Source organism: Serratia sp. EC4 (genome assembly GCF_059652115.1).
The window spans coordinates 235,919-247,995 of record NZ_JBNIDE010000002.1; the positions used below are offsets into that span (position 1 = coordinate 235,919).

Genomic DNA, 12,077 nt, shown 5'->3' on the forward strand with positions numbered 1-12,077 from the left:
ACTTTACCTAGTGTACGACCCTAATTTAGTGAGACTCATGCTTTACTAGCGGTTCCAGGCGCTCCGCCATCCAGGTGGCGATAAACGGCTGAGCGTCCCCATTGGGGTGCAATCCGTCATCCTGCATCCATTCCGGCTTCACCACCACCTGTTCCATATAGAACGGCAGCAGCGGAATGTTGAACTGCTTGGCCAGCGCCGGGTAGACGGCGCTGAACGCCTCGGTGTAGCGGCGGCCGTAGTTCGGCGGGATGCGGATCTGCATCAGCAGCGGCTGCGCGCCGGCCTGCTGCACCCGCGTGATGATTTGGCCGAGATCGCGCTGTACGTCCTGCGCCGGGAAGCCGCGCAGGCCGTCGTTGGCGCCCAGCTCGATCAGCACCCAGCGCGGCTGATGCTGTTTCAGCAGCGCGGGCAGACGCGCCAGCCCCTGCGCGGCTGTGTCGCCGCTGATGCTGGCGTTGACCAGCTGCGGCGCGCCCGGTTTTTTCTGCCACTGTTCGGCCAACAGCGTCGGCCAGGCCCGCTCGATCGGCAGGCGATAGCCGGCGCTTAAACTGTCGCCCAAAATCAATAAGGTATCGGCGGCGGCAGCGCGTAAACTGAATAATCCCAACAGCAAAAGGAAGGGAAGATGCCAGCGGAAAACGTTCTTGAAGTTCATCATCTTAGTAAACACGTTGGTCAGGGTGAGCATCAGCTCACCATCCTTACCGGAGTCGAGCTGCTTGTCAAACCCGCGCAGACGATCGCCCTGATCGGCGAATCCGGATCGGGGAAATCGACCTTGCTGGGCATTTTGGCCGGGCTGGACGACGGCAGCGAGGGCGAGGTGCGTTTGCTCGGCGAGTCGCTGACCGCGTTGGACGAAGAAGGCCGCGCCGCGCTGCGCGCCAGGAACGTCGGCTTCGTGTTTCAGTCGTTCATGTTGGTGCCGACGCTGAACGCGCTGGAGAACGTGCAACTGCCGGCGCTGCTGCGCGGCGAGAGCGACAGGCAGAGTCGCGAGCAGGCGGTGCAGTTACTGGAACAGCTGGGGCTGGGCAAACGTCTCGATCACCTGCCGGCGCAGCTGTCCGGCGGTGAGCAGCAGCGCGTGGCGCTGGCGCGCGCCTTCAGCGGCCGGCCGCGGGTGCTGTTCGCCGATGAACCGACCGGCAACCTCGATCGTCAGACCGGCGATCGCATCGCCGACCTGCTTTTCTCTCTCAACCGCGATTTTGACACCACCCTGATCCTGGTGACCCATGACGAAACCCTGGCGGCGCGCTGCCAGCGGCGGTTGCGGCTGCGTGAAGGCAAGCTGTGGGAGGAAGCATGATCTGGCGCTGGTTCTGGCGCGAATGGCGCTCGCCGTCGCTGCTGATCGTGTGGCTGGCGCTGACGCTCTCTGTCGCCTGCGTGCTGGCGCTGGGCAGCATCAGCGATCGCATGGACAAAGGGCTCAGCCAGCAGAGCCGCGATTTTATCGCCGGCGATCGGGTGCTGCGCAGCGCGCATCCGGTGCCGGAAGGCTGGCTATTGGACGCGCAGCAGCAGGGGCTGAAGGTGAGCCGCCAGCTGTCGTTCACCACCATGACCTATGCCGGCGAGCGGCCGCAGCTGGCGGACGTGAAAGCCACCGATCTGACCTATCCGCTGTACGGCAAGCTGGAAACGCGCCCGGCCAACATCAAGCCCGAACCGGGCAGCGTGCTGGTGGCGCCGCGTTTGCTGGCGCTGCTGAACGTGAAAGTGGGGGATTCGCTGGAGGTGGGCGACACTACGCTGCGTATCGCCGGTGAAATCATTCAGGAGCCGGACGCCGGCTTCAATCCATTCCAGACCGCGCCGCGCATCATGATCAACCTGGCGGACGTCGAGAAGACCGGAGCGGTGCAGCCGGGCAGCCGCCTGACCTACCGCTACATGTTCGCCGGCGCCGAGCCGGATATTCAGCGTTACGAGGAACGGCTGGCGCCGCAGTTGACGCCGGATCAGCGCTGGTTCGGGCTGCAGGAGTCCGGCAGCGCGCTCGGCAAGTCGCTGCAGCGATCCCAACAGTTCCTGCTGCTGTCGGCTCTGCTGACGCTGCTTTTGTCGATCGCCGCCGTGGCGGTGGCGATGAGCCACTATTGCCGCAGCCGTTACGATCTGATCGCGGTGCTGAAAACCCTCGGCGCCGGGCGTGGCGCGCTGCGTAAATTGATCGTCGGCCAGTGGCTGGCGGTGATGGCGCTGGCGGCGGCGTGCGGCGGGGCGATCGGGCTGGCGTTTGAAGCGTTGCTGATCCGCCTGCTGAAGCCGGTATTACCGGCTGCGTTGCCTGCCCCCGGCGCCTGGCCCTGGCTGTGGGCGCTCGGCGCGCTGGTGCTGATCTCGCTGCTGGTCGGGCTGCGGCCGTATCGCCAGCTGCTGGCCACCCAGCCGCTGCGGGTGCTGCGCCGCGATGTGACGGCCAACGTCTGGCCGCTGCGCTACTTCCTGCCGGTGACGGCGGCGATCGTGGTCGCGCTGTTGGTGGCGCTGATGGGGGCCAGCACGCTGCTGTGGGCGATCCTGGCTGGCATGGCGGTGCTGGCGCTGCTGCTGGGCGGCATCGGTTGGGGCAGCCTGCTGTTGCTGCGCCGCATCACGCTCAAGAGCCTGGCGCTGCGGCTGGCGGTCAACCGCCTGCTGCACCAGCCCTGGGTGACCATCAGCCAACTGGCGGCGTTTTCGCTGTCGTTCATGCTGCTGGCGCTGCTGTTGGTGCTGCGTGGCGATCTGCTCGAACGCTGGCAGCAACAGCTGCCGCCGGACAGTCCGAACTATTTCCTGCTCAACATGACCGAGGCACAGGTGCCGCAGGTGAAAGCCTTCCTGCAGCAGCACCAGATCAAGCCGGAAACCTATTATCCGATCGTCCGGGTGCGCCTGACCGAGATAAACCAGCAGCTGGCGACCGAGCGGGTGCATGAAGACGATCCGGGCGGCGAGGCGGTGAACCGCGAGCTGAACCTGACCTGGTTGGCCGATCTGCCGGATCACAATCCGCTGGTGGCGGGCAATTGGCCGCCGAAAACCGGTGAGGTTTCGATGGATGAAGGCATCGCCGGGCGGCTGAAGATCACGCTGGGTGATACGCTGACCTTCAGCGGCGATACCCAGGCGTTCAGCGCCAAAGTCACCAGCCTGCGCCAGGTGGATTGGGAAAGTCTGAAGCCGAACTTTTACTTTATCTTCCCGCCGGGCGCGCTGGACGACCAGCCGCAGACCTGGCTCACCAGCTTTCGCTACGATGGCGACGGCCAGATGCTGACTCAGCTCAATCGCCAGTTCCCGACGCTCAGCCTGCTGGACATCGGCGCGATCCTGAAACAGGTCGGCGGCGTGCTGCAACAGGTCAGCCGCGCGCTGGAGGTGATGGTGGTGCTGGTGGTGCTGTGCGGCGGCTTGCTGCTGCTGGCGCAGGTGCAGGTCGGCATGCGTCAGCGGCGGCAGGAGCTGGTGGTCTATCGCACGCTGGGCGCCGGCAAACGGCTGCTGCGCCGCACGCTGTGGTGCGAGTTTGCTTTGCTGGGGCTGGTGGCGGGCATCGCGGCGGCGGTGGGCGCCGAGGCGGCGCTGTGGCTGCTGCAGAGCCGGGTGTTTGACTTCCCGTGGACGCCGACGCCGGTGCTGTGGTGGGCGCTGCCGCTGGCCAGCGCGCTGCTGCTGTCGCTGTGCGGCGGCTGGCTGGGCGTGCGGCTGCTGCGCGGCAAGGCGCTGTTCCGCAGTTATGAGGGTTGATGCGGCTATTTATAACGCCGGATGTGATAAGCACCCGGCTTGGCAGAAAATAGAGGCGTCGTCTTTAAACTGTATTATTCTCGTGTTTTATAATGTGTTATCTGCGGGTTACCACCAGGAACGAAGGGAATGAAAATCTACTGGTCACTTAAAAGTATCCCGGAATTAAAAAATTTGCCTTTGCGCGAACGTCTCGGACGTTGGCAGCGTGGCCTTGCTTCAGCGGGATTTTTTAACGGAACGGGCATATTGCTGGTTGCATTGTTGCCGTGGTTTTCGATTCTTATCGCTAACGATCTGGCCCTTAATTACCCTTTCTTGCGCAATCATATCGTCACAGCGCTTGGATATGGCATCAGCGGTTTTTTGGGTGTGAATCTGATGATAAGAAGTATGCTAAGGAAAAATAAGAATATTTTTTCTGATTAAGCGCAGCGGTTTAAAATTGTCGTCATAAAAAAGGGGTTAGCCTTAGGCTAACCCCTTTTACTTTCGGCGGCGGCACCTTAGGCCAGCTTCTGCTGCGCCCAGGCCAGCCCGCTTTGGTATTCGCCCGGCAGCAGCGGTGCCAGCGCCTGCAGCGCCTGGCGCAGATCGGCGGCGCTCGGGTCGTTCAGATTGAGGTGGCCGACCTTGCGGCCCGGGCGCACCTCTTTCTCATACCAGTGCAGATGCACCAGCGGCAGCGACAGCCACTGTTCGTTGACAGCGGTGCCGATCAGGTTGACCATCACCGACGGCGTGCTCACCACCGGCTGCGGCAGCGGCAGGCCGAGGATGGCGCGCAGGTGCAGCTCGAACTGGCTGATGGAGGCGCCGTTTTGCGTCCAGTGGCCGCTGTTGTGCACGCGCGGTGCCAGTTCGTTGATCAGCAGCCGATCGCCGACGATAAAGCACTCCATCGCCATCACGCCGACATAGTTCAGCTCGTTCAGGATCGCCGCCAGCATCTGCTCGGCCTGTCGCTGCAGCGCTGGATTGGGCTGCGGCAACGCCACGCTGGCGCGCAGGATGCCGTCTTCATGCAGGTTATGGGTCAGCGGGTAGAATACCGAACGGCCGTCGTGGCCGCGCGCGCCCACCAGCGACACTTCGCCGGAGAAATTGATGCCTTGCTCGACGATGCACTCGCCATAGGCGTCGGCCGGCAGTTCGGCTTCCTGGCCCGGCCGCAAGCGCCACTGGCCGCGGCCGTCATAGCCGCCGACCCGGCGTTTGACGATCGCCAACTCGCCCAGCGCAGCGAATACCTGCGGCCATTCGGCGGCGCTCGCCAGCAACTGCCACGGCGCAGTCGCCAGGCCGAGCTGGTCGAGCAGCTGTTTTTGCGTCAGGCGATCCGCCAGACGCGGGAAGATGTCGCGGTTGACGAAGGCGCTGTGGGTCGCCAGCTCGCGCGTCAGCGCGGTTTCCGGCCAGCGTTCTATCTCGGCGGTAATGACGCTGTTCTGATACGGCACCGCTTCAGGTTCGGCATCGATGCCGACAGGGTAGACGGCGATGCCCAGCGGTTCGCCGGCCTGGCGCAGCATGCGCCCCAGTTGGCCGTTGCCCAGTACGCAAACCGGCTTCATGCGTCCTCCCGCGGATCGGGGTGGTTCAAGACGTCTTCGGTCTGCGCCTGACGCCAGTCCGCCAAACGCTGCGCCAGCGCGGCGTCGTGCAGCGCCAGGATCTGCATCGCCAGCAGCCCTGCGTTGGCGGCGCCGGCTTTGCCGATCGCCAGCGTGCCCACCGGAATGCCGCGCGGCATCTGCACGATGGAGTACAGGCTGTCCACGCCGCTCAGCGCGGCGCTTTGCACCGGCACGCCCAACACCGGCACCAGGGTTTTCGCCGCCAGCATGCCCGGCAGATGCGCCGCACCGCCGGCGCCGGCGATGATCACGTCAAAGCCGTTGGCGGCAGCCTGCTCGGCGAAGCTGAACAGCTTGTCCGGCGTGCGGTGAGCGGAAACGACTTCGACATGGAAGGGGACATCGAGCTGGGTCAGGACTTCGGCGGCGAACTGCATGGTGGCCCAGTCACTTTTCGATCCCATTACAATTGCGATTTTCGCCCCGGTATTGGCGGCTGAAGCGGCGTTGGCTCCCATGGGTGTAAGGCTCCTGTGATTTGTCTGGCGTCGGCTGAGGGCCGAATGAGGGCGTAGAGCATACCATGAGCGCACGGCGAGGAAAACGGTTGCGTCGCCGGTTTTCACCGTCGAAAGCGCGAATTTTCACCCTCGCGCCAGTGCGGAATTCAGAATGGGAATGAGATCAGCTCGACGGCGTCGGCGCTGACTTTGATCATCGATCCTTCGACGTGCCAGGCACCCAGCACCGCGCGATGGGCTTCGCCATTGCTCAGCGCCAGCCGGTGCACCGCCGGGCGATGGGTATGGCCGTGGATCATCCAGTGCACGTCGTGGCGCAGCATGGTTTGTTCGACCGCCTGCGGGTTGACGTCCATGATGGCGTCCGACTTGTACTGGTTGGATTGCTGGCTGCGGGCGCGCATCTTGGCGGCGATTTTCAGTCGCCAGCGCAGCGGCATCGCGAGGAACAGTTTTTGAATCAGCGGGTTGTGCACTTTACGGCGAAATTGCTGATAGGCTTGATCGTCGGTGCACAGGGTGTCGCCGTGCAGGATCAGGATCCTGCGGCCGTACAGCTCCAGCACTTTTTCTTCCGGCAGCAGCTGCATGCCGCTGGCGCGGGCGAAGCGCTTGCCGAGCAGAAAATCGCGGTTGCCGTGGATGAAATAGCAGGGCACGCCGGCTTGTTGCAGCGCTTTCAGCGCCGCGGCGATCTCCGCGTGCAGCGGCTCGGGATCGTCGTCGCCGATCCAGGCCTCAAACAGGTCGCCGAGGATATACAGCGCGTCGGCGTGCATCGCTTCGCGCCGTAAAAAACGCAGAAAACCGGCAGTGATTGCCGGTTCCTGTGCGCACAAGTGCAGATCTGCGATGAACAGCGTACTCATGCAGCCGCGATTACTCGCTGACGGTCACGCTGTTGATGACGACGTCTTCTACCGGTACGTCCTGGTGCATGCCGCTGCGGCCGGTTTTCACGCCTTTGATCTTGTTGACCACGTCCATGCCTTCAACCACTTCAGCGAACACGCAGTAGCCCCAGCCCTGCACGTTTTCGCCGCGGAAGTTCAGGAAGTCGTTGTCAGCCACGTTGATGAAGAACTGTGCGGTGGCGGAGTGCGGATCGTTGGTACGCGCCATTGCCAGGGTGCCGATGGTGTTTTTCAGACCGTTGTTGGCTTCGTTCTTGATAGCCGCATTGGTCGCTTTCTGGTTCATGCCCGGCTCGAAACCGCCGCCCTGGATCATGAAGCCGTTGATCACACGGTGGAAGATGGTGTTGTCGTAGAAACCGGCGCGGCAGTAGTTCAGGAAGTTTTCAACGGTAACCGGCGCTTTGTCAGCAAAGGTCTTGATGACGATATCGCCGTGATTGGTGTGGAAAGTAACCATAGTTTTAATCCTAACAAGATGAAGTGAGACGCCACGTAAAGCGAGTGAACATTCAGACCGCCCTTATAACATATCCGCCCCGGCGAGTCAGCAGCGGGTCAACCGCGCACTGTCTGTGGTAATTGTTTTATTGTTATATTATAACAATAATGCCGACGGCCGGATTTTACGCGTTTTCTTCGCGTGAAATCAGCAAAGCTTGGCCTTAACCTTGCAATAGATCAGGCTTCAGGTTTCAATACGCTACCGGGCGTAAAACCTGAAGCCCGGTTATCTTTTTTGTTATCACGCACACCACGGAATCTCCCGATGCTAAAGATTTTTAATACCCTGAGTCGTCAAAAAGAGGAATTCAAACCCATTCATGCCGGGAAAGTGGGCATGTACGTGTGCGGGGTAACCATCTATGACCTGTGTCACATCGGCCACGGTCGTACCTTTGTCGCTTTCGACGTGGTGGCGCGTTATCTGCGCTATCTCGGCTATTCGCTGAACTACGTGCGCAACGTCACCGACGTAGACGACAAAATCATTCGCCGCGCGGCGGAAAATCATGAGACTTGCGACCAGCTGACCGAACGCATGCTGGCGGAAATGCACGCCGACTTCGACGCGCTGCTGATCGATCGTCCGGATCAAGAGCCGCGCGCGACCCAGCACATCGCCGAGATCATCGAGATCACGCAGCGTCTTATCGATCGCGATCACGCTTACGTGGCCAGCAACGGCGACGTGATGTTCTCCATCGACAGCGATCCGCAATACGGCCTGCTGTCGCGTCAGGATCTGGATCAGCTGCAGGCCGGCGCGCGCGTGGAGATCGACGACGTGAAGCGCAACCCGATGGACTTCGTGCTGTGGAAAATGTCCAAGCCGGGCGAGCCGAGCTGGCAGTCGCCGTGGGGGCCGGGCCGTCCGGGCTGGCACATCGAATGCTCCGCCATGAACTGCAAACAGCTGGGCACCCACTTCGACATCCACGGCGGCGGTTCCGATCTGATGTTCCCGCACCACGAGAACGAGATCGCGCAGTCGAGCTGCGCCCACGATGGCCCGTACGTCAATTACTGGATGCACTCCGGCATGGTGATGATCGACAAAGAGAAGATGTCCAAATCGCTCGATAACTTCTTCACCATCCGCGACGTGCTCGGCCATTACGATGCGGAGACGGTGCGTTACTTCCTGATGTCCGGCCACTATCGCAGCCAGCTGAACTACAGCGAAGAGAACCTCAAGCAGGCGCGCACCGCGCTGGAGCGCCTCTATACCGCGCTGCGTGGCACCGACGCCGATGCCGTGCCGGCCGGCGGCGAAGCGTTCGAATCCCGCTTCCGCGAAGCGATGGACGACGACTTCAACACTCCGGAAGCCTACTCGGCGCTGTTCGATCTGGCCCGAGAGGTTAACCGCCTGAAGAGCGAAGACATGGCGGCGGCCAACGGCATGGCGGCGGAACTGCGCAAGCTGGCGAAAGTGCTCGGCCTGCTGCAGCAGGAGCCGGAGCAGTTCCTGCAAGGGGGCGCACAGGTTGACGACGGCGAAGTGGCGGAGATTGAAGCGCTGATCAAACAGCGTAACGAAGCGCGCGCCGCCAAGGACTGGGCGCTGGCGGACGCCGCTCGCGATCGGTTGAACGAGATGAACATCGTGCTGGAAGACGGCCCGCAGGGCACCACCTGGCGCCGTAAGTAAGCCGGCCGAAGTGAAAACAAAAAAGGCGCTGAATTCAGCGCCTTTTTCTATGGCTGCGGGTTAGGGTTTAACCATGACCTTGCCGCCGTTGAACTCCACCACCTGATCGGCGACGATCTTGCAGCGCTTGCGGGTTTCGACCTTGCCGTCGACTTTCACTAGTCCTTCGGCGATGACTTCTTTGGCGGCGCCGCCGCTTTCACACCAGCCCTGGAACTTCAGCAGATCGCACAGTTCGACGTGGGGATGATTGTCCAGATTGAAAATTTCCATACTGCCTTACTTATTTAGGTTGAACGTCGTGATATTCCTCGCAGGCCTGCAAGGTATTTTGGATCAGTGTAGCCACGGTCATCGGGCCAACGCCACCCGGCACCGGGGTGATGTAGGCGGCGCGCTCGCTGGCGGCGTCGAAGTCGACATCGCCCACCACTTTACCGCTTTCCAGACGGTTGATGCCGACGTCCACTACGATGGCGCCCGGTTTGATCCAGTCGCCCGGGATGAAGCCCGGTTTGCCGACCGCCACCACCAGCAGATCGGCGTTCTCGACGTGGTGACGCAGATTTTTGGTGAAACGGTGGGTGACGGTGGTGGTGCAACCGGCCAGCAGCAGCTCCATGCTCATCGGGCGGCCGACGATGTTGGAGGCGCCGACCACCACGGCGTTCAGGCCGTAGGTATCGATGTTATAACGCTCCAGCAGGGTGACGATGCCGCGCGGCGTGCACGGGCGCAGCTTGGGCGCGCGTTGGCACAGGCGGCCGACGTTGTAGGGGTGGAAGCCGTCGACGTCTTTGTCCGGATGGATGCGCTCCAGCACCTTGACGTTATCGATGCCGGCCGGCAGCGGCAACTGCACCAGAATGCCGTCGATTTCCGCGTCGGCGTTCAGCTGGTCGATCAACGCCAGCAGCTCGGCTTCACTGGTGGCAGCGGGCAGGTCGTAGGAGCGGGAGAGGAAGCCGACTTCATCGCAGGCGCGGCGCTTGCTGGCGACGTAAATTTGCGAAGCCGGGTTCTCGCCAACCAGCACAACCGCCAGGCCTGGGGCGCGTTTGCCGGCCGCCAGACGTTGTTTCACTTGCTCAGCCACTTCGTTTCTAACCTGCTGCGCAATCGTTTTACCATCAATAATCTTTGCTGACATCAGTGTGGAAATCCATCAATTAAGAAAAGCGGGGATGCCGCTATTCTGGCAGAAGCTGAGCGCGCTGTCAGGCGCAGAATCACCCTCGTGGCCGTTGCCGACGCCGATTTACGCTTTTTTTATGCCGGCCTCAGGATCCTCTACGTCATTTTTACCTGTATTTGGATACGCTGGGGCTGTTCACAGGGCGAAAGAGGACAGGATCATGAGAGCGATAACCCGGCTTTACCCGTTGCATCATCAGCCTGACGAGCAACCGACGGAGCCTAAACATGTGGGGGAAACGGTGTTCGATTCTTCACTGCATCCGGCGGATAGCGCGCAACTCACCGCGCTGCATCAGCTCGGCCGGCGCGAAGCGGCGCCGTCGTGGCGGGTACGCCTGAGCGCGCTGTGGCGGAAGCTGTGCCCATGAACGGCTGCGTATGGGTAGGCTGCACGCTATGGCTGCTTTGGGCGCCATGGAGCCAGGCTTCTTTAAACAGCGCGCGCCCTGACGCCGCATGGGTTGAAAGCGTGACGGCGACTTGCAACACACGGGTGATTGAGCATGCCGATTGGGGGGACATTGCCGCAGTGGTGCAGTCTACGCGCCTTTGTCTGCGGCGGAGCGGTGGGCGGCAAGAGGCTGAGCACACGCCGATTTACGTAGGCGTTGGCCTGGTTCAGCATAACGGCGCCGGTTGACGAGAACCCTCGCCGCGCGGGCGCTGGCGGAAAAAACGCCATAAAGCACGGCCGCCGTCGTAACGTCATGAAAAGGCATTGACTCGCTAACCTCTGACCGTATAATCCCAACCCGCAGCCGCAGGTTGCCGCATCTCAATGCGCCCTTAGCTCAGTTGGATAGAGCAACGGCCTTCTAAGCCGTAGGTCATAGGTTCGAATCCTATAGGGCGTGCCATTAAGTATCAATGAGTTAGGCCTTTCGTCCCGTCTTTCCAATTTCATCATGAGACATATTTGGGACTAAACCTCCGAAAATCGCATCAATTTGCCTCGCATGCTCAGTGAGATGGTTAGGAGCAAGGTGAGCGTATCGCTGAACCATTTCTATGCTCTCCCAGCCGCCCATTTCGTGCAGTGCCGAAAGCGGGGCGCTGCCTGAACCAACCAGCTTGCCCACGTATGCCGCAGATCGTGAAAGCGGAAATCAGTTATCTACATGTTGAAGAAATGCCCCAACTCTGGGGATTATCCTGACGGCTTGATTTAAAAAACGGCTGCGGCCGTTTTTTGCGTCATGTGGGAGCGATATGAGAAAGTCATAAAAATGGCCACGCTAAAGGATAGGCTATTTGGTAGAGCGGCAATTAATATGCGTAAAGGATTAAAGGCGCTGAAGTAAATTAAAGAATTTTCCCTTCCATCACGTAAAAATCTCCACTCATCGTTGTGTAGTAAGCATAAGAAATATTTTTTTCGAAATTATCGCAGTGAACAACGGTATTTTTATCGGACTCTTGCCAGGAAATCATGAAATAGCCGTCAGCCAATGAACGCCACTGGAAAGGCACATTCATAATGGTTCCGCGAAGTTCTCCGTTTAGAAACTCAACGGTAATGGTGTTTTCACTGGCATGGTAGGCGTTTTTAACTTCGAGACCATTGTCCATCTTGATGGTAAAAGATTGACCGGCATAAGGAAATTTTACAGCCATTGTCGCAACTCCTTTAATGTGTCGTATCTGAAAAGCGGCGGTGAAGCACGCTGCTATCCCGAATCACTCGTGCCTAAGACGGGAGTGAGGTCAGCCAGCTGAGCGTTAAGCGGCTGGATAGGGCCATAGTAGAGAGGGCGCATCGGTGGAAAAAGGGACCGGCGGGCAATTCACTTTTCTCTTTTTGTTCATAAAGAGGACGGGCGGCTGGTTACTGTTCACTGCGGGGACAGTGGGGGTTTAAGTGACGGGTCTTTGCCAGGCACCGAACGCGGTCACAGGAAACGGCAAGCGGCATTGAACCTTCGTTTAGTTTGTCGCGCTACAATAGGCGAAAATTTCCCCATGG

At 60.5% G+C, this 12,077-nt stretch carries 13 protein-coding genes, 1 tRNA gene and 1 pseudogene; 6 read left to right on the forward strand and 9 right to left on the reverse strand.

Going from position 1 to position 12,077, the window contains the following annotated elements:
- Positions 1 to 25: 25 nt before the first annotated feature.
- Positions 26 to 664 carry a multifunctional acyl-CoA thioesterase I/protease I/lysophospholipase L1 gene (gene tesA / locus ACP39K_RS07720; RefSeq protein ID WP_161545168.1) on the reverse strand — a complete coding sequence of 213 codons (639 nt, stop codon included), beginning with the start codon at positions 662 to 664 and terminating at the stop codon, positions 26 to 28.
- Here tesA and ybbA point away from each other — a divergent pair.
- The 3 genes from ybbA to ACP39K_RS07735 all read left to right on the forward strand — a co-directional run bounded on the left by ybbA (position 635) and on the right by ACP39K_RS07735 (position 4,179).
- Positions 635 to 1,321: a putative ABC transporter ATP-binding protein YbbA gene (ybbA, locus tag ACP39K_RS07725; RefSeq protein WP_004940192.1), complete on the forward strand. Its 687-nt coding sequence runs from the start codon at positions 635 to 637 to the stop codon at positions 1,319 to 1,321. The genes tesA and ybbA overlap by 30 nt on opposite strands.
- Positions 1,318 to 3,750, forward strand: coding sequence for a putative ABC transporter permease subunit YbbP (ybbP, locus tag ACP39K_RS07730; RefSeq protein ID WP_497008411.1), 2,433 nt, complete (start codon positions 1,318 to 1,320; stop codon positions 3,748 to 3,750). The genes ybbA and ybbP overlap by 4 nt, the downstream gene beginning before the upstream one ends.
- A 129-nt stretch (positions 3,751 to 3,879) precedes the next feature.
- The gene (locus ACP39K_RS07735) at positions 3,880 to 4,179 is read left to right on the forward strand and encodes a hypothetical protein (protein ID WP_048795096.1); all 300 of its coding nucleotides are present in this window, start codon (positions 3,880 to 3,882) and stop codon (positions 4,177 to 4,179) included.
- Positions 4,180 to 4,256: 77 nt separating this feature from the next.
- Here ACP39K_RS07735 and purK read toward each other — a convergent pair whose 3' ends face one another.
- From purK to ppiB, 4 genes are all read right to left on the reverse strand, one after another.
- On the reverse strand, positions 4,257 to 5,324 hold the full coding sequence (purK, locus tag ACP39K_RS07740; protein WP_033641106.1) for a 5-(carboxyamino)imidazole ribonucleotide synthase: 1,068 nt from the start codon (positions 5,322 to 5,324) through the stop codon (positions 4,257 to 4,259).
- Entirely contained in the window at positions 5,321 to 5,845 is a 525-nt protein-coding gene (gene purE / locus ACP39K_RS07745) for a 5-(carboxyamino)imidazole ribonucleotide mutase (RefSeq protein WP_016928802.1), read from the reverse strand. Before purE ends, purK begins: the two co-directional genes overlap by 4 nt.
- Positions 5,846 to 5,994: 149 nt before the next feature.
- Positions 5,995 to 6,717 (reverse strand): UDP-2,3-diacylglucosamine diphosphatase, encoded by a 723-nt coding sequence (locus ACP39K_RS07750; protein WP_016928801.1) that lies wholly within the window; start codon positions 6,715 to 6,717, stop codon positions 5,995 to 5,997.
- A 10-nt stretch (positions 6,718 to 6,727) separates the two neighbouring features.
- Positions 6,728 to 7,222 carry a peptidylprolyl isomerase B gene (ppiB, locus tag ACP39K_RS07755; protein ID WP_016928800.1) on the reverse strand — a complete coding sequence of 165 codons (495 nt, stop codon included), beginning with the start codon at positions 7,220 to 7,222 and terminating at the stop codon, positions 6,728 to 6,730.
- A gap of 309 nt (positions 7,223 to 7,531) precedes the next feature.
- Here ppiB and cysS point away from each other — a divergent pair, with 309 nt between their 5' ends.
- Positions 7,532 to 8,917, forward strand: a complete 1,386-nt coding sequence (gene cysS / locus ACP39K_RS07760; protein WP_497008412.1) for a cysteine--tRNA ligase — start codon at positions 7,532 to 7,534, stop codon at positions 8,915 to 8,917.
- A gap of 60 nt (positions 8,918 to 8,977) precedes the next feature.
- Here the strand turns inward: cysS and ybcJ are convergent, their stop codons facing one another.
- Together ybcJ and folD are read right to left on the reverse strand one after the other, a co-directional pair.
- The gene (gene ybcJ / locus ACP39K_RS07765) at positions 8,978 to 9,190 is read right to left on the reverse strand and encodes a ribosome-associated protein YbcJ (protein WP_015376914.1); all 213 of its coding nucleotides are present in this window, start codon (positions 9,188 to 9,190) and stop codon (positions 8,978 to 8,980) included.
- Between the two features lie 10 nt (positions 9,191 to 9,200).
- On the reverse strand, positions 9,201 to 10,067 hold the full coding sequence (gene folD / locus ACP39K_RS07770) for a bifunctional methylenetetrahydrofolate dehydrogenase/methenyltetrahydrofolate cyclohydrolase FolD (RefSeq protein WP_016928798.1): 867 nt from the start codon (positions 10,065 to 10,067) through the stop codon (positions 9,201 to 9,203).
- Between the two features lie 205 nt (positions 10,068 to 10,272).
- Here folD and ACP39K_RS07775 point away from each other — a divergent pair, with 205 nt between their 5' ends.
- Both ACP39K_RS07775 and ACP39K_RS07780 read left to right on the forward strand, forming a co-directional pair.
- Entirely contained in the window at positions 10,273 to 10,482 is a 210-nt protein-coding gene (locus ACP39K_RS07775) for a hypothetical protein (RefSeq protein ID WP_497008413.1), read from the forward strand.
- Between the two features lie 412 nt (positions 10,483 to 10,894).
- Positions 10,895 to 10,971, forward strand: a tRNA-Arg gene (locus ACP39K_RS07780).
- Between the two features lie 15 nt (positions 10,972 to 10,986).
- Here the strand turns inward: ACP39K_RS07780 and ACP39K_RS07785 are convergent.
- Together ACP39K_RS07785 and ACP39K_RS07790 are read right to left on the reverse strand one after the other, a co-directional pair.
- Positions 10,987 to 11,228 (reverse strand): annotated as a pseudogene (locus ACP39K_RS07785) (tyrosine-type recombinase/integrase); the annotation flags it as partial.
- Positions 11,229 to 11,416: 188 nt separating this feature from the next.
- Positions 11,417 to 11,728 carry a MoaF-related domain-containing protein gene (locus ACP39K_RS07790; protein WP_033641103.1) on the reverse strand — a complete coding sequence of 104 codons (312 nt, stop codon included), beginning with the start codon at positions 11,726 to 11,728 and terminating at the stop codon, positions 11,417 to 11,419.
- Positions 11,729 to 12,077: the final 349 nt, after the last annotated feature.